Source organism: Chlorobium sp. (assembly GCF_021740465.1).
Lineage (GTDB): Bacteria > Bacteroidota > Chlorobiia > Chlorobiales > Chlorobiaceae > Chlorobium.
This window is the reverse complement of record NZ_JAIOZR010000009.1, coordinates 1-16958: the sequence shown is the minus strand read 5'-3', so window position 1 is coordinate 16958 and position 16958 is coordinate 1. Positions and strand designations below refer to the sequence as shown.

General features: G+C 52.3%; 16 protein-coding genes. All 16 read right to left on the bottom strand.

Annotated elements, in window-relative coordinates; all coding sequences use genetic code 11:
* Nucleotides 1–7: 7 nt before the first annotated feature.
* The 16 genes from K9G39_RS05710 to K9G39_RS05635 all read right to left on the bottom strand — a co-directional run bounded on the left by K9G39_RS05710 (nucleotide 8) and on the right by K9G39_RS05635 (nucleotide 16857).
* Nucleotides 8–2299 carry an AAA family ATPase gene (locus K9G39_RS05710; RefSeq protein WP_292003973.1) on the bottom strand — a complete coding sequence of 764 codons (2292 nt, stop codon included), beginning with the start codon at nucleotides 2297–2299 and terminating at the stop codon, nucleotides 8–10.
* Nucleotides 2296–4056, bottom strand: coding sequence for a polysaccharide biosynthesis C-terminal domain-containing protein (locus K9G39_RS05705; RefSeq protein WP_292003972.1), 1761 nt, complete (start codon nucleotides 4054–4056; stop codon nucleotides 2296–2298). The genes K9G39_RS05710 and K9G39_RS05705 overlap by 4 nt, the downstream gene beginning before the upstream one ends.
* Nucleotides 4057–4081: 25 nt before the next feature.
* Nucleotides 4082–5005: a glycosyltransferase family 8 protein gene (locus K9G39_RS05700; protein ID WP_292003971.1), complete on the bottom strand. Its 924-nt coding sequence runs from the start codon at nucleotides 5003–5005 to the stop codon at nucleotides 4082–4084.
* Nucleotides 5002–6201 carry a glycosyltransferase gene (locus K9G39_RS05695; RefSeq protein WP_292003970.1) on the bottom strand — a complete coding sequence of 400 codons (1200 nt, stop codon included), beginning with the start codon at nucleotides 6199–6201 and terminating at the stop codon, nucleotides 5002–5004. Before K9G39_RS05695 ends, K9G39_RS05700 begins: the two co-directional genes overlap by 4 nt.
* A gap of 73 nt (nucleotides 6202–6274) precedes the next feature.
* Nucleotides 6275–7450 (bottom strand): polysaccharide biosynthesis/export family protein, encoded by a 1176-nt coding sequence (locus K9G39_RS05690; protein ID WP_292003969.1) that lies wholly within the window; start codon nucleotides 7448–7450, stop codon nucleotides 6275–6277.
* Nucleotides 7451–7616: 166 nt separating this feature from the next.
* Nucleotides 7617–8129 (bottom strand): DapH/DapD/GlmU-related protein, encoded by a 513-nt coding sequence (locus K9G39_RS05685; RefSeq protein WP_292003968.1) that lies wholly within the window; start codon nucleotides 8127–8129, stop codon nucleotides 7617–7619.
* A gap of 6 nt (nucleotides 8130–8135) precedes the next feature.
* Entirely contained in the window at nucleotides 8136–9110 is a 975-nt protein-coding gene (locus K9G39_RS05680) for a glycosyltransferase family 2 protein (RefSeq protein ID WP_292003967.1), read from the bottom strand.
* 4 nt (nucleotides 9111–9114) lie between these two features.
* Complete coding sequence (locus tag K9G39_RS05675; protein ID WP_292003966.1) at nucleotides 9115–9534, bottom strand: ATP-binding protein; 420 nt, start codon at nucleotides 9532–9534, stop codon at nucleotides 9115–9117.
* The gene (locus tag K9G39_RS05670) at nucleotides 9534–9878 is read right to left on the bottom strand and encodes an STAS domain-containing protein (RefSeq protein ID WP_292003965.1); all 345 of its coding nucleotides are present in this window, start codon (nucleotides 9876–9878) and stop codon (nucleotides 9534–9536) included. Before K9G39_RS05670 ends, K9G39_RS05675 begins: the two co-directional genes overlap by 1 nt.
* Nucleotide 9879: 1 nt before the next feature.
* Nucleotides 9880–11220: an NDP-sugar synthase gene (locus K9G39_RS05665; protein ID WP_292003964.1), complete on the bottom strand. Its 1341-nt coding sequence runs from the start codon at nucleotides 11218–11220 to the stop codon at nucleotides 9880–9882.
* Nucleotides 11217–11582 (bottom strand): STAS domain-containing protein, encoded by a 366-nt coding sequence (locus tag K9G39_RS05660; RefSeq protein ID WP_292003963.1) that lies wholly within the window; start codon nucleotides 11580–11582, stop codon nucleotides 11217–11219. The genes K9G39_RS05665 and K9G39_RS05660 overlap by 4 nt, the downstream gene beginning before the upstream one ends.
* Before the next feature lie 15 nt (nucleotides 11583–11597).
* Nucleotides 11598–12317: a sugar transferase gene (locus K9G39_RS05655; protein ID WP_292003962.1), complete on the bottom strand. Its 720-nt coding sequence runs from the start codon at nucleotides 12315–12317 to the stop codon at nucleotides 11598–11600.
* A 37-nt stretch (nucleotides 12318–12354) separates the two neighbouring features.
* A complete protein-coding gene (locus K9G39_RS05650; protein WP_292003961.1) occupies nucleotides 12355–12966 on the bottom strand; it encodes a hypothetical protein in 612 nt (203 codons plus the stop codon).
* Between the two features lie 239 nt (nucleotides 12967–13205).
* Nucleotides 13206–14498 carry a sigma-54 dependent transcriptional regulator gene (locus tag K9G39_RS05645; protein WP_292003960.1) on the bottom strand — a complete coding sequence of 431 codons (1293 nt, stop codon included), beginning with the start codon at nucleotides 14496–14498 and terminating at the stop codon, nucleotides 13206–13208.
* A gap of 26 nt (nucleotides 14499–14524) precedes the next feature.
* Complete coding sequence (locus K9G39_RS05640) at nucleotides 14525–16162, bottom strand: SpoIIE family protein phosphatase (RefSeq protein ID WP_292003959.1); 1638 nt, start codon at nucleotides 16160–16162, stop codon at nucleotides 14525–14527.
* An 8-nt stretch (nucleotides 16163–16170) separates the two neighbouring features.
* On the bottom strand, nucleotides 16171–16857 hold the full coding sequence (locus K9G39_RS05635; protein WP_292003958.1) for an ATP-binding protein: 687 nt from the start codon (nucleotides 16855–16857) through the stop codon (nucleotides 16171–16173).
* Nucleotides 16858–16958 lie beyond the last annotated feature (101 nt).

Genomic DNA, 16958 nt, shown 5'->3' with positions numbered 1-16958 from the left:
GTTCCTGTTATGATGGATCCTTTTTCTTTTTCCGATGCCGTGTCGCCGTTTTCCTGATGGCGGTGATGATTGGCTGTATCTTTTCTCTGAGGATGGCGAGCAGCTGGTTCGGAGGCGGCAGGTTCCGCAGGAATTTTTCGATGCTTCCGGTATTGATTTTGCTGATGATACCGGGTTTTGATTCGAGCAGCCGGTCGATATTCATGCTTTTGCGGATGCCTCCCTCGTTCATGATGATGGCAATAGCCGGTATTTCGAGTTTGACAAGTGATTCGGCGGCTTGTCGCAGGGTTCTGTACCGGGTGCTGTTGCCAAGGCAGATGAGGCAGACCAGATCGCTATGCAGGGCAATGTGTGTCGTTATGCTGCTTTCGAGCGCCGGCGGGCAGTCGATACAGATAACATCGTATGCGGCTTTTGCCTGTTCTATCAGTTCGCCGAAGCGGTATTGCAGGGCAGAAGCTTCGCGCGTGCTTCCTGCGTAGAGAAGATCGGGCATGTGGCTGCCTGCTGAGAGCGTGTAATCACAGAGGGGCGATGACGAGTCGAGGAAACCTGCAAGACCTTCGTTGGGAGCCGGCATTCTGTCAAGTGTATGCAGCGACGAGTTTCCGATGTTAGCGTCTATAAAAAGAATGTTCGGTTTCATTCTTGCAAGTGCCTGTGCGCAATTGAGGGCTATTGTTGTGGTTCCGACTCCTTCGTCAACACCGGAAAAGATGATGATTTTTACGTTGTTCCTGTTCTGTTCCTTGATGAAGTGTACGGCGATGCTGCTGATGGTTAGTGCAGCGAGGTCGCCGGGGGCATCGGTTGCCATCCGATGTGGTGGAATGCCTGCGGCTGCTTTTACGATGGTGGGTAACGGCGGGTAGCCGAGCGCCAGCTTGATCTCTTCAGGACGGCGGATGCGGTTGTCGAAAAATTCGATGCCGAGAAAGAGCAGGGTCACGCTGCCGAATGAGGCGGCAAAGAACATTATCAGAAGTTTTTGCGTGTTCGAACCTATTGGAACTTCTGGCTCGCGGGCACGTGATTCTATCGATAACCGTAATGGCGCTTTGCCTTCGATTTCGAGTTCGTTGATACGGGTATCGATCTGTTCGAGCAGGGTGCGCTTGTGTTTGAGCTCTGCTTCCAGAGCTTCGCCGAGATGGAGCCCAAGTGAAATGCGAACCGATTCTTTTTTCAGGCTGTCGAGTTCACTGTGAATAACGGTTTCCTGTTTTTTAGCATGTTCCGACTGGTTTGTTGCCGCTATGAGATCTTTTTTGAGTTCATAGTCGCGTTTGCCGTAGAGAATGGTTTTTGCGGTTTTACGGACGTCGTTGAGCAGTTTTTTTTCGTATTCCTGCATGGCCTTCATTCGCTGTTCAACGTAAATCCGGTCGGGGTTATTTGGCGTAAGGCCATCCGTTGTGCTCCTGAGCTGCTGCTGCTGCTGATAGGTCCATGAGCTGGTTACATCAAGCGAGGGGTCGCCCATGACCATCTCTTCGATCATCGGGTCAAGCGAGAGTTTTGAGAGGTCTTTTCCGCTTTTTTCAACTTCTTCGAGGTGATGTTCAGCTGTCAGGCGTGCCGTGAATGCGTTGATGTACTGCTTCTGCAGTTCTATGGTACTGAGGTTGGCAAGGTTGAAGTTTTCGGAATAATCGGCGGTGGAGATCTCCTTGGTGAGGATGTTGAGCTTTTCTTCGATGGTGCCGATATCGGTCGTCAGGGCTTGTTTTTTCTGCTGCAGGAAGGTCAGTCGTTCACTGTCCTTCATTTCATTGTCTTTCCTGATTTTTTCAAGAAATACCTGCATGAAATTGTTGATCAGCGGTGCAAGACCCTCCTTGCGAGGGCTTGAGGCTGTGATTTCAAGCAAGTGTGTTCCGGGGACGGTCTTGACATGGATGATTGCGTTGAGGATGTTCGCACAGATCTCCGATGGCAGGGCTTTTGGCAGTATCGCGGCTTTCTGGTCGGGCGTGAGCCGTTCGACGGTTTTTTTCAGAACATCGTGGTCTTTCATGCGCCGGGCCTGCGTGTTGGCGTAGTCCTGGTAGTAGTTGATAATCGACGGGTCTTCGGATTTGGTGATGAGTGACGGGATAACCGGATCGATTCTCATGAGTGCACCTGCTTCGTAGTTCGGCTTGCTCAGGAGCAGCACGACCGGTACGGAGAGGGTAAAGAGGAATGATCCGATAACGATAACGAAGAGTCCGTATCGGCGAAGAAAGCCTTGCAGGTCGAGAGATTTCAGAGGCTTTCCGAATGGGAGCGCTTCCCTGGGAGCCTGTTCATTCATAATGAGCCTCTCCTTGTGAATGGCAGTATTTCCTTTGCTCTCTGTTTTTCCCCGTCATTGAGGACGAACGTCCAGAAGAGTACTGAACAGGCCAGAACGTAGCTGGTTCCGCAAGCAAGAACGAGCAGGATCGACTGGAGCCGGCTTATCTGTTCAAAGGTTATGGCTACTGCACTGACCGCTGCTGCGGGGAGTATGGGTATGGCCAGAGGTGCAATGGTGCGATTTATGAACTCTCGCGGTTGCACTTTGAGCGTGGCGTTGCTTCGCCAGATGAAAAACAGCGTACTGATTGCCGAGCTGCAGGTGATGGCAGCGGCAGATCCGGTTAGTCCCCAATTTCTGGTTCCTGCAGGGATCCAGACCACCATGAGGATGAGTTGGACCAGCATGTATTCTAATTCCCTGCCATTGCGGTCGATGCCTCTGAATATCATGGTGATTGGCCCGGTGCAGAGCTGTATGGCATAGGCTGTGGAAAGGAAGATCATGATCTCTGCCGCGTGTGCGTACTCTTTGCCGACCCAGGCATGGATGAGCGGGTGCGCCATGGCTACAAGAAAGGTGAAGAGCAGCGAGTTGATGATGTTGGTGAATCGGATGCCGTTCAGGTAGAGTTCCTTGAGCTCGACGCTCTCCAGCCTACTTGTCTCCCGGAGGTTCCTGTTGAGCAAGATGAGCAGCAGCAGGGCAACCAGCGCTGCTGCCGGTGTAATCCACAGGCCTACAAGCGGGGGGATAGCCAAGGGTGAGGCTGGCAGAAAGGAGAGGGGGAGAAGTGCTGTCGCAGCTGCAGATAGGATGATAATAATGTAATTTGACAGACGTTCCCGGGTAGAGTGAGTTTTTCCGCTGTCCCAGCTGCCTTCATGATGCGCTGCTGTTGACAGAAACGGGCCAAAGACCGAGGATGAGATGCTACCTGCGGTCGATGGCAGTTTCCGGGCGATTTCGAACATGCCTCCGGCGGTGAGCCCTGCAATTGCCGTAATGAACATTCTGTCAACGACAGTAAGAAAGATGCTGAAGATGCCGAGGAGCTGTACTTTGCCGCCGAATCCTATGAAGAGTTTGAAGTGTTCGCCGCTAATGAGCTTTGTTGATACCTGCAGGGAGGGGAGCAGCCTGCGGGCGATCGTCCAGCAGGCGATGGTTTCAATGATGACCTTGAAGGAAAAGGCATAGAGCAGCCCCTTGATGCCGGTTCCGAGCATCAGCAGCAGGATGATCGCTCCGACTTCAAGCAGGCCGCCAATGATCGATACGGTTTTTTCTTTCGAGAATTCATGCATGCCGTTGATGATGAAGCGGAAGCCACCGAGAGTGAGTTCAAGGCTTGTTACTGCTGCCGTACCGAGGAAGAGCGTGACGGCCATTTCCTGCTGATCCTGTGCGATGTGAAATCTGTCGATAATCAAGGGCATGCCGAGGTAGAGTGCAAGCATGAAAAGCAAGCTGAATGCGAACATGTAGGCAACGCCGGTGGAGAGCAGCTTGCTGATATCGTTTTCCTTGCCTTCGGCAAGGTAGCGTGCCGAGTAGCGGATGTAGGTACTGTTGACGCCGAACCCGCCCATGCCGGCGTAGGAGAGGATGATGAAGCAGAGTGCCCATAGCCCGAATTCCGCCAGCGAGAGGTAGTGCAGTGTAAAGGGGGTAAGCAGAAAACGGCTGACCATGTAGATGACGTTGGCCACCATGCCTGAGAGGGCATTTGTAGCCAGTTTCTTATGTGCGTTTTCTTTCAGGTTTGTCATGATCATCTTTTCCGTTACTGCTTGCTCAGTTGTGGGTCAGGTTTTTGAGTTGTTGTTTAATCGCCATTTTCATCTCTGTCGGTACCATTGCTTTCAGGATGTTGACAGGGCGAAGGTCCTCGTAGATAGCAAACCTGTAAGGCGTCATCCTGAGGTAATGCCAGTAGAGGTGTTTATAGGGATGCCTGTTTTTGCTATGCCAGGGTTTCGACCCTCCGGTGTAATGGATGATGACCGGGTTGTTTTTCGCTTCACGGAGTTCGTCTGTGTCGAAGCAGTCGAATTGCTGTTCGAAGTTATCGCTGAAGATTGACGACTGCTGGTTGAACTTCAATGGTGTTTTTTTCCACCTGCCGTTGATGATGGCATTCAGACCGCATTGATCCGGGAACCATACCGCTTCGGGGTTTTTTTCTATGAAATCGATCACCTGTTTATGCAGTGAGGTTTCTTTCCATTTCGCAAGGTTGATGAGCATCATGCCGGAGTTGAAGTATTTCGCGTCCTTGTGCATGCCAAGCTGTTCTTGTCGGTTGAAACCTGGATCTTCGATGGCGCAGACGTATGTGTCGCCAAGGTCTTGGTAGTAAAGTTCCCTGATTGATCCGTTGACGATGATGTCGCAGTCGAGGTAAAGGAGTTTCCCTGCATCGATGAGATCGGGAATGAGCAGCCGATAGTAGATCCCTTTGGGGTACATGGAGTGTTCTGTGGCCAGTTCGATAAAGAGCTGATCGGATATGGTGATATGGCTGATGCTGCAGTCGAACGGTTTTGCTATGGTCTCGATGATGCGTCGCTGCCGGGCTGTTATGCCGCTGCTGATGATGGTTATGGTAAGAGAGAGTTCCCTGTTGTTGGCAAGGAGGGAGATCAGCGCTGCACAGAGGTGCTGGATATAGTTACGGTCAGTTGCAAAGACGATGTTTGCGGTTTCGTTTCGTTTCATGGCTGCATTTCTTGTATTGGCTTGCTGGATACCATGGAGAGCAGGTGTTCGGTTCTTTTTGCAAACGTGGATTCGAAATCGTGTTCCTTGGCAAACAGGATGCTGTTCCGGGCTTTTTGGGCAATTATTATTCTTTGCTTGTCGAGTTCGATGATGAGGTCCCTGATGCCGTTGAGGTCGCCTGTAGGCGCCGACCACCCGATATCGCCGGAGGCAAGCAGGCCACTGAACGCCCTGTTTGCGTAACCGACGATCGGCACGCCGCAGGAGAGCGTTTCAAGGTATGTGCATGAGGGATCGCTCTGACGGTGCAGGCAGACGAAGAGATCGGTGTTCCGGCTGATCTCGGGCAGGAGTTCCTTGCGGAAGTCGAGGGCGCCCGGCATTCTGATGTGGTTGCCGAGATGGTGCTTTGCTATGAACGCATTCATCCATCCTTCGAGCTCTCCTTTTCCGTAGATGGTGAGCAGGAAGGCCATGCCGCTCTGTTTGAGTATGAGGGCAAGCCTGACGAGGTGGTCCGCTCCCTTCATGGAGATCAGCCGACCGGAGAATGCAAGGCGTAAGGGTTTTCCTTCGTTGAGTTTTTCGAGTCTTTGTTCAAGTGCATCGGTGGTGATTAGATCTTCTTTAGAGACTCGCGTGTCGAAATAGAGGAGCCGGTTTGTTGCCTGGTGATAGTGTTCGTATGCTGGCGTTCCGTTGGACTGGAGTGCGTCGGCTGTGATGAAGGCCTGTTTGCGTTTCTGTTCCTGATTCCAGATGAAGAGAAAATGGCGCAGGAGTTTCAGGGGGTTTCTGGTTGTGAGTGCTGCAATCTGGTAGCGTGTTTCAGGGATATATTCTATGACATAAACACATGGTATGCCCAATTTTCTGCACACTCCGGCAATATGGAGCTGGTTGTATGCATCACCCGATGCAAGCACGATGCTCGAGCCGGCGAGGTGGGCTTTACCGATTTCTGTACCTGATGCAATCAAGGTGCAGCTGAAGGGTAGCATGCCGGGCTTCATGCGCACGATACCGAAATCGGGCAGCTGCACGGGCCCTTCTGTCATGATGCATCTGACCGGGCCTGGCCATGCATGGCAGTAGTGGATGACTCCATCGTAGAATTTGCGGTCGAAAAGGAGTTCGCTACCTTTTTTCCAGACCGGTACGGAGGGGATGATGCTCAGCTGTGGTTGCAGCATACAGCTTTTACTCCTTTTGCTGAAGCGGGTTTCGCTGCAGCAGGGTTTCGATGACGACAGGTTTTCATGGTGTTTATTCGTTGTTGCTGCTGTTGACGAAGCCTTCCTGCCCCCAGAGTTTTTTTCGCAGTTCCTGCATGACTCCGAATGTTTCGAGGTTTGTAGTGCCGAGGTTGAGCATCTGCAGAGATGGGAGCAGCTTTTCAAGAGCGTAATTGAATTTTGCCATGCCGCTTGGGCTTACAAATACGATGTCTTCTGGCTGGAGGACGTAATTAGCCGAGAAGTTACCCTGTTCCAGCAGGTTTTTCAGGTCGACCCTGATGACTTCTCCCTTACTGTTCTGCTGCCTGATGACGAATATTTTTTCGGGATTTGCGGATTTATTCATTCCCCCTGCCAGCATGACGGCTTTCATCACGTTCATGCCACTTTTAAGCTGTATGGCACCTGGCTTTACCACTTCACCGAGTACATATACAAGTTCATCGGACGATTCGGGTATATAGATGATATCGTTGTTCCTGACCGGTGCGTTGAGCGCCATGTTGCCGTTGCGGAGCAGATCCTGCAGGTCAATCCAGATGATGGTGTCGTTGCCGCGGATGATGGCGCATTTTGTGAGCGAGTTTTCTTCGCGCTGGTCGGGGATGCCTCCGGCAAGTGCGAGTGCTTCGAGCAGGGATCCTTTGCCGGGGAAGTTCACTACTCCGGGTTTGCTGACCCTGCCGAGCACGAATGCCTTGTTATTGTGGAATTGTAGTACCCGTATTGTGACTTCGGGCTTGATATAAAAATATTCGAGCTTTGCGGTTACCTGTCGTTGTACCTCTTCGGGTGTGCGGTTGAGTACGTTCAGGGTTCCGATTCTTGGTACAGGAATGAACCCGTCCGGCGAGACGATGATGCCATCCAGGGAGAGTTCGGGGCGTTTCCATACCTGTATGCTAAGGACATCGCCAGGACCTACCCGGTAGGTGTAGTGTTCATAGGGTGTGACGGCAGCAATTTTTTCGGGTGTAGCGAATTCCTGGACAGTTTTGGGGGCTTCAGTTTTGAAGCTGTTTTGTGTGGAGGATTTGGTCGTTTCACGAGGAGATATGCTGCTGCATGCGGCGAGTAGTATCAGATGCACGGCCGCGCAGAAGATCGCCAGGGTATTGACGATGCGCGTAGACAGGGCAGTGTGGGATGTGGTGCTGCTGTACTGCATAGTGTATGGTGTACGCGAGGTTTCGGGGTGTTTCACGCCCTGATTTATAGCAAAAATCGCGCCTGAACGTTGGGTTTTGACAAGTTGTTTATTTATAGGGGTTTATGTTTTTTGGTCGGTTGTTCTCCGGCTGTCAATCAGCGAGTTTATGACGATTGTTCTCTCAGGTTGATAGAGTCCTGGGTTCCCGTTCCAGAGGCTGCTACCGATTGTTTTTTTGTATGATCCGGGCGGGGATGCCAACAGCGATGGAGTTGTCGGGCACGGAGGTAATGACGACAGCGTTGGCGCCGATGTCTACGTTGTCGCCGATGGTGATGTCGCCGAGCACTTTTGCTCCGGCTCCGATGTTGACGTTATTTCCTATTTTCGGAGCGGCTTTTTCTTCGACGTTCTTGAGGCCGATAGTGACGCCGTTGCGGATGATGCAGTTGTCTCCGAAGCTGGCGTAGCCGCTGATGATGATGCCGCCGAAGTGGTCGATGCGGAAGTTCCTGCCGAGGGGTACTTCGCAGGGGAGCTCGATGCCTGTGAGCACCTGTACAACCTTGTATAGCAGCCTGTAGAGCATTGAGAAGGGTTTGCGCAGCATGCTGTTGGGGATAGTGTATCGCCAGCGTCCAAAGCGGTAGACCACCATGGCCCAGAATCCCTGGCAGCCCCAATCTCCCTGATATACTGCGAGGTCATCGCGTATGTTTCTGAACGGTTTCATAGTGTATTACCAGGGAGTTTTCGGCGAGAGGGTTCCGAATTTCGTGTCTCTGAGGGAGCGCATGATCTGGCTGATTGTGGCGGATGCAGCTGCCTTTTTTTCGTGTGCTCCTGGAGAGGGCAGAATCAGGTTTTTTGTGTAGCGGATGGCGGACCAGCCGAGTTCCACACCGGAGCTTGCGACGAGTTGCATGAGACCGTGGTTTTTGCGGTAGTAGAGCCATTCGCTACGCATCCTGAAGGAGAGTACCTGCGAGGCTCCGGTGTCGAAGGTTTTGTCTTTTCTTGTTTTGCTGCATGCTCCGCCGATGTGCATGACTTCTGCGTCGGGGATGAAGAAGATGCTCCATCCGGCTTTTTTCGCGCGGAGGCAGAGGTCGGTCTCTTCATAATAGATGAAGAAGCGTTCGTCGAACTCTCCAATCTCTTCAAGCATTTTTTTGCGGATGATGGTGAAGGTGCCGGGCACCCAGTCGACTTCGAGCGGGCGGTCGTGCGCGAATCCTCCGAATTCGTGCCTGTTGAGTATCGGAGAGTCAGGGAATCGGACGCTGAGGCCCGTGATGGTGAGAAGTTTGGAGAGCGGGGAGGGGAAGCGTCGCGCAGAGGGTTCGAGCTTTCCTTCGGGTGAAATGATTTTTCCTCCGCAAAGCCCGCATTGGGGTTTCTGATCCATAAACTTTACGGCGTTCGGGATGGACGAGGGGCCGACATATGCATCGGGGTTGAGCAGGATGATATAGCGGCCTCTTGCCAGCATGAAGGCCTGGTTGTTGGCTGCAGCGAAGCCGAGGTTTGCGTTGTTGGCAATGAGTCGTACCTGTGGAAATGTTTTGCGGACCATCTGAGCCGAGTTGTCGCGGGAATCGTTGTCGACGACGAAGACTTCCATGTCTATGCCGCCGCTTCCGTTGTAGAGGGCTTCGAGGCAGTTCTGCAGGATTTCCCTGGTGTTGTAGCTGACGATGACGATGGTGACCATTGGCTCAGAGCTGTTTTGACATGGTAATGATGTTTTCACCGTTTTCCCTGATGTAGCTGACCGTGTCCATGACGGTGCGAATGAGCATGAGTCCGTACCCTCGTTCGGGGTAGTTTTCTATGCTTGGTTCGGGTGTTTCTATGCTGAAGGGTTCATTGGTGTCGCGTATGGTGGCCATGAGCCTGTGTTGTTCCAGAGTGAAGGTGATGGTGACTTTCTGGGAGGCGGTTTTCTCTGTCGAATAGAAAACTGCGTTGGAGAAGGCTTCGCTGATGGCGAGTTCGAAGGCGTGGGAGAATTCCCAGTTTCCGGTGTCTGCATTGCAGGTGCTGGCCAACAGGCTTGCGGTATTGGCGGCCATTTGCGAGGCAAGCCGGGTGAAGCGGATGTCGCAGGGCAGGGCGAGGGTGATGACGCTTTTCATTAGCCTTCGTTGTGTGTTGCTGCGTATTCGACTGCTGCGGACGTGTCGTCGAAGATGTGGAAAAGTTTTACGGTACCTGTGATATCGAAAACTTTCCGGACACGAGGGTTCATGCAGGAGAGCAGAACGGCGGCCTTAGCTTCCTGTTTAAGTCGCAGGGTGCCGACCAGGGCGCCGAGTCCGCTGCTGTCGAGAAAGTCAACTTTTTCGAGGTCAATAACGACGGAGCGTAAGGTGTCGGCAATTGCCGGGCTTTTGTGTAATTCAGGTGCTGTTGATGAATCGATGGTGCCACAGAGCGCGACGATTGTAATGCTGCCGTCTGATGTTTCGGTTATGGTCATGCTACCTTCCTTTCGTGAGTCTGTTGATGAGAGCCTTGATGGTCATGCCGATGTCCTTGATGGGTGTGCTGTGCACAGCATGAAAGCGTTCGACGATAGCAGCGTCGCTGCCGTTGACCGGCCAATCTTCGGCTTCGGCGTAGCTGAATACCGCAAGTCTGCTCAGTGGACCGGAATCGGGATAAGAGTGCTTTCCAGCGCATGTGCTTCGTGACGAGCTGCCGATGATGTCGAGCTTTCCGGTAATGACCTTCAGGAGGAGTGGGAACCGGTCGAGTGAGATTGCCACAGCGAGGGCTCCTGCCAGTCCGGTTTCCTGCATGTATGGGTCATCTTTCCATTTTCCCTGCAGTTTGAGCAGGGGAAAGAGCAGGATGAAGGGGATGAACTGCAGGACAAGCAGTATTGTCGCTGCGAGGGCATGGATAGTTTTACGTTTCAGGATTGCGGTTGTCGCCCAGGTTTTTATGCCGACGAGCAGGTGGGGGTCTTCCATTGTTAATGAAACTCCGCTTGTCGGGTCGATGAGCGTGTTTCCTGCTGCGATGCGCATGTCGATTTCAAGGTTTTCGCCGATGTAGGTATTGTCGATGATGATGCTGCCGGAAACCGAGCAGCCGTTGTCGATGACGACATTGCTTCCAATGATGGCCGAAGGGCCTATGATCGTTTTCGGGAGGATCTGGACGTTGTCGCCGATGCTGACAGGTTTGCGGATTTGTGCGGTTTTGGAGATGATCACATTTTTGCCGATCGAGCAGTCGGGTTCACTGCCATAACCGGGGAGCACGTACCGGGAGGAGCCGGTTTGAAGGGTTTCCATGGAGATACGGAAATAGCTTTGCACGCTGTCGAGCGGTGTGATCGAAAACGGTGCGAGAGGGGATTTTTCACTTGCGCCCGATTCGGGTGGGCCTTTGAGGGTGATGGTTCCCCCGGGGCATGAGGCTATAGGGGTGTCGGTTGCAATGGTTGCAAGATCGAGGTAACTTTTTTGCTTGTTGTAGCTGATAAAGTTGTAGCCTGTGAGGATCATGGTTCTGCCGCCGCCGCAGAATTTCCGGTTTTTGTCGAGCAGTTGCTGCTGATCGTCTGCGGGATGCAGGTTCGCATAGGAGAGCTCAATGCCCCATCGGCTGCCGGTACCGCAGTGCTCTTCTACTTCAGTGAGTTGCCCGTCGCTGAGCAGACGGACTTCACGGCTTCCTGCAAGGATGGCGAAATCGATGAGGTATTCGATGAACGGTTTGTTGCAGAGCGGCAGGAGCAACGGGTGCATGGCCGGGAATGCTTCGTGTACCCATGTATGGTACTGTTCCTTTATGGCTATCAGTGTTTTCATTGTGTCTTTGAGGAGACAGGGGATGCTGCAAACGAGGCGGCTGCTTCGCCGGCGTTGGAAAAGATCGAAAACAGCTTTTTTGCTTTCGTGAGTTCGAATACCATGGCGACTTTGGCGTTGAGGCCAGCCAGCTTGATGTCTCCGTTTTTTTCGAGTGCTTTGCGCAAGCAGCCGACGATGGTGCCGAGGCCACTGCTGTCGATGAAGTCGAGATTCGAGCAATCGAAGACGAGAAAAGGGGTCTTTTGTTGCCAGTCGCTACAGGTTTTCTGGAGGATGGTGCTGTTTTCCGCTACGAGCCGTCCGTTGAGCTCGGCGATGCCGACGGTTATGCCGTTTAGTGTGTCGAGCCTGAATGCCATGGTTGTTCTCCTTTTTTAGTAGGCGCCTCTGCCGGTGAGCACCGCAGGGATGGTTTTCAAGAGCAGGCGGATGTCGTTCAGGAGACCTGCACTTTTTATGTATTCGAGGTCGAGCCTTACCTGGTCGGTGAAAGGGATGTCACTTCTGCCGCTGACCTGCCAGAGACAGGTGATTCCGGGGATGACGTGCAGCCGTTTGCGCTGTTCGAGGGTGTATTCCGAAACTTCGCTGGGGAGTGGAGGTCTGGGCCCGACGAGGCTCATGTCTCCGTTGAGTACGTTGATAAGTTGTGGCAGTTCATCGATGCTGAATTTACGTATGATTCTGCCGGTGCGCGTTATACGAGGGTCATTTTTCATTTTGAAGATGACACCTGCCCTCGATTCGTTCTGTGCGGCAAGTTGTGCCTTGATTTTATCGGCGCTCATGATCATCGAGCGGAATTTGTAGAACCTGAAGTGCCGTCCGTTTTGCCCGACTCGTATCTGGGTATAAAATACCGGGCCGGGGTCTTCGATGCGGATTGCCAGTGCCGTGAGGAGGAAGAGCGGTGAGAGTGCGATGATGGCGGCTGTGGAGATGGTGATGTCGAGCAGCCGTTTCATGAGATAGGAGAGATTCACCGTGGCTTCCCAGGCTGTGACCTTCATTCGGCTCCTGATGCGGAGGGATGGTTTGATTGTGCCGCTGATCTGGCGGATGAGTTCCTTGCGTACGGTCGGGTCGAGTTCCATGGCGGTTCAGGTGTTGCTGCTTACTTCTGTTTCGCGTTCATTTCAAAATGTTGTAGAGAAAAAGGGTGGCGGCAAGTGTTGCCGCAAATCCGATTGCCCGCATTATGGGCAGGGATGTTGCCGGGTAGATGTTGAAGAACTGACGTTTCCTGTTGTTTCTGTCTGTTTTTTTTCCTTCTCTCAGGGTTATTTTCGGATTTCTTGGGATCCCGATTACCGGTTTAATAGCCTTCTTGCCGCCGTTGATCAGGGTGTGGTTGATGATGTTGTCGGCATGGGCGAAAAATGTTCCGTAGCTGCCGAGGAAGATGAGTCCTGCCGAACGGAGTTTTTTTTCGTTTTCCTCTTCAATATTCCGTATGAGGCAGATCATGTTTTCGGGGGAGAATTTTTGCCTGACTCGGTCGAGCAACCCGATGCTCAGTTGTTCGGAAAAGCTGTCAGTCATGACAGCAAGCCCGAATGGTTCCTTACCAGGCCCTGTTTTTTCGAGTTCGTGCGCCATCTCTGCAAGGGTAACCTGGCTGTAGGTGTTTTCGAGCAACCTGCAGATGTCGCTGACTTGTTCTTTCCTGCCGAGGATGACAGCTCTCGTCATGCCAACGGAGCCCAGAGAGTGCTTGAGCGCTATGCCTGCCGTATGAAACATTGGGGGTTTCTTTTTGATATTCTTACCGCAAGAACAGTGCCAGCAGTGAGTCGTTTTTTCGGGAGCTTTTCGGGTGTGCCTTTAGCGGATCCGTACTTTGTATTACGCAAGTTGATGCCTGTCATGTTGCGAGATTCGTTTTCGGCAGTCTCTCAGCGAGAGAGAAGGCTAAATGTTTGCCGTGGGTGAAAAACTTACAGCAGTTACCATGCCAACAAGCGATCAAGCTTACGGTTGAGCTATATGCTGTAGAGTTTTATGCGCCGGTAAAGGGTTGCTTCGCTGATGCCGAGGAGGTTTGCTGCGGCTCTGCGGTTGCCGGTTGTCTGGTTAAGGGCTTTGCAGATGGCTTCTTTTTCGTGGTATGCCATACTTGATGGTTGTACGGCGGCCTGGGTATCTGAGTCGGGCTGGAAAGCAATATAGAGGTCCTCGGGCTCTATGGTAGCGCCTATCGAAAAGGTCAGGGCGCTCCTGATGATATTTTCGAGTTCCCTTATATTTCCTGGCCAGTCATATTTACAGAGTGCACTGAGTGCCGATGTTGAGAGCGTTTTTTCGGGGTAGCCTTCGTCGGCGAATTTACGGGTGAAGTGGTTGCAGAGCTGGGGGATGTCACTGAGCCGTTCACGCAGAGGTGGGGCATACATGGTAACGGCATTGAGTCTGTAGTAGAGATCCTGGCGGAAGTCGCCTCTTTTTACGGCCTCGGCGAGATTGCAGTTTGTGGCGGCTATGATTCTGATATCGACAGGGTAGAGGGTAGGCGAGCCTACCGGTTTTACGGTGCGTTCCTGGAGGGTCCTGAGGAGTTTTGCCTGAAGTGTGAGGGGCAATTCCGCTATTTCGTCGAGGAAGAGCGTGCCTCCGTCGGATGAGCGGATGAGCCCGAGGGTGCTGCGGTCGGCGCCGGTGAAGGCGCCTTTGGTGTGCCCGAAGAGTTCGCTTTCGATGACGCTTTCGTTGATTGCTGCGCAGTCAACCGGCATGAATATGCTGCTGTTTCGGAGGCTGTGGGCGTGGATGGCCCGGGCAATGACCTCTTTGCCTGTGCCGCTTTCTCCCTGCAAAAGGACAGTGGTAATGGTGGGGGCGATTTTAAGGATAATCTCTTTGAGCTTGTGAATTTCCCTGCTTTTGCCGATAAGCCCATCGTAATGGAATTGTTCGATGGGTGGCCCTGGTTTCAGGGGGCCGGCTTGTTGTGGCGGGGTGATCAGCAGGTTTTTGATTTGTGCTGCGGTGAGTGTTCTGAATGCCTGGAATGAGTGGAGCAGTTCCTGCCAGGCGGGGAAGATCATGATTTTCGCTGAAGGGTGGTTTTCAAGCATGCGTCTGACTGACAGGCCTGCAGCCGTGCTTTCACTGTCGAAGACGGCCAGCACGAGGTGTGGAGGAGTTTGTTTTATCCGCCGTTCCGCTTCCAAGGGTGTGGGAGCATAGATCACCCTGAGATGGTTTTCTTCCTGGCCAAGAGGTTCGGGCAGAATGGGCTCGGTCTGGTTTCCGATGATGAGTATCGTCAGGGGCATTTTCGTATGGGGGTGGTTTTTTACGGTTATGGCGCTTTCTGCAAGTGGTTTTCCCGGATGCTGATGATGATGCAGGTGACGTCGTCTTCGAAGCTTTCAGAGAGGCAGAAGGCGGTCAGTTCCTGCCTGATTATGTCTATGATTCTGCATACAGGGAGCTCGGAGTGTTTTTCTATGATCGATGAGAGTCGTTCGATGCCGAACATTTCTCCTTCGGGCGAACGGCTTTCGGTGATGCCGTCTGAGTAGAGAACCAGGAGGTCACCGTTTTCGACAGGGAAAGTGTCTTCGCTGTACTCTTCCTGTTCCATCATGCCTATGGGAAGGTTGCTGCCTTTGCGGAGGATGCTCTGTCCGGTGCGGTATTGCAGATGGATGAGCGGATTGTGTCCGCAGTCGATCATGCGGCATTGCTGTTTCATGAGATCGAGGCGCATGCAGAGGATGGTGGCGAAAGTGCCGAGTTCGATCAGTTCATGGATGCAGCGCCGATGGACCTGGGTGAGGATCTGCTGCAGTGACGGAAATTCCTCGATGTCGCATTGGCGTTGTGCGAGAGTTTTGAGGAAGAGCGATTTAAGTCCTGCTGCGACCAGCGCGGATTGTATGCCGTGCCCCATGACGTCTCCGATGAGGAGATCGGCATGATGGGGGTTGTAAACAATGAATTCAGTAAAGTCTCCGTCGAGATGGCCTGACGGCTGCATCAGGCGACTTATTTCAGCACCTTGGAGCGTGTGTGGCACGTTGCTTTGGAGCAGCTTTTTTTCGATTTCCGATTCCAGCTCTTTTTGCATGTTTTCGTAATGCTGACGACTTTTTTGTTCTTCAATGCGGGTGGTGATATCGCGTGCGATGATGACGCTGTGCGGCCCGTTTTCAAGGTGTACGCAGCCTTTCGAAATTTCCAGGGGTAGCTTCGCGCCGTCTCTGCTGATACCTTCGGTTTCGAGTACCCGGTTATTGTCGCCTTGAAGCGTGCCGCATGGGGCATGCAGATCTATTTCCTCAGGATGAACCGGGATGAGCTCGCTGAAGCGCTGGAGGGAGTGTGTGGTTCTGGGATATCTGAACATTTTTTCTGCTGCGGTGTTGCGGTAGATGATTATGCCATTTTCATCGAGCATGAAGACTGCGTCGTGTGCGGCGTCGTTCATTGAACGGAACTGTTCTTCACTCCTTTTAAGGTTTGCAGCGAGTTTTTGCAGTGTCTGGTTGGCTTCGGTAAGCTGACCGTTTTTTATCGATAGTTCATTGAAAAGCTCTTCGCGTTCTGTTTTGAGCCTGTAGTAGTCTATGGCGTCGTTGATTATGTTTTTGAACGAGCCAGGTTCTACGGGTTTTGGTATGAAGCGAAAGACTTCACCGGTGTTAATGGCTTCGATGATCTGTTCGATGTCCTGTGACCCGCTGAGCATCATGCGGATGGTGTCGGGGTTCCTCCGCTTGATTTCGCTGATGAGCTCGAGTCCGCTCATACCTGGCATGCGAAGATCGGATACGATAATATCGACAGGAGTTTCATTCATTATGCCAAGTGCTGCTGGTCCGTTTTCTGCAAGGAGTTTCCTGTATGGTTCCCTCTTGAGAAACCGTTTCAGGGAGCTGAGGATGTCCGGTTCGTCGTCAACAAAGAGTATGGTCAGTTCTTCTTGGTTTTTCATTGTTCAGTTTATGCTTTTCGTGCATTCAGGGGCAGGGTGAGGGTAAATGCCGAACCTCCGGAGGGAGGGCAGGAAACGAAAAATTTTCCTCCGTGCTTGTGGGTTATGATGTCGTATGATATGCTCAGGCCAAGCCCGGTGCCTTTTCCCGGTTCTTTTGTGGTAAAGAATGGTTCGAAGATTCGCCTCCTGGTTTCGGACGGAATGCCGGGACCATCGTCGGCGATGGTGCAGGTGACGATGTTGTCGCTGCATGTCGTCGAGATAGTGATCTTTCCTTTTTCGGCTCGTTTTTGCGATGCTATGGCGTGGGCGCTGTTGATGATGAGGTTCAGGAATACCTGGTTGATCTGTTCGGGGTTGCAGGGTACGTGAGGCAGCTCTCGGAGATCGGTTTCGATTTCAGCATGGTAACGGTATTCGTTGCGTGCTATGATGAGTGTGTCGCGTATACCTTTGTTGATGTCGAATGGTACCCGCTGATCAATGGCATGACGGAACGAGAAGTTTCTCATGCTGCTGATAATGGTGCTGATGCGTTCGAATCCTTTTTCCGATTCCTCGAAGATGGCTGGAAGGTCTTCGAGGAGCTGGTCTATGGAGAGCTGTTCTTCGAGTTTCCTGATTTTCTCCAGATCTTCAGGTGATGGTGTTCTTGTGAAGTGGACCCCATTGAGCAGACAAAAAAAGGTCAAGTTTAAGGTGGTAACCCACCGGTTGGTTATGCAGCTTCTTGTTGCTGCCCTGTAGTCTCCGATGACCCTTCGGAGGCACTTTTTTGAGAGAACTTGTCAAC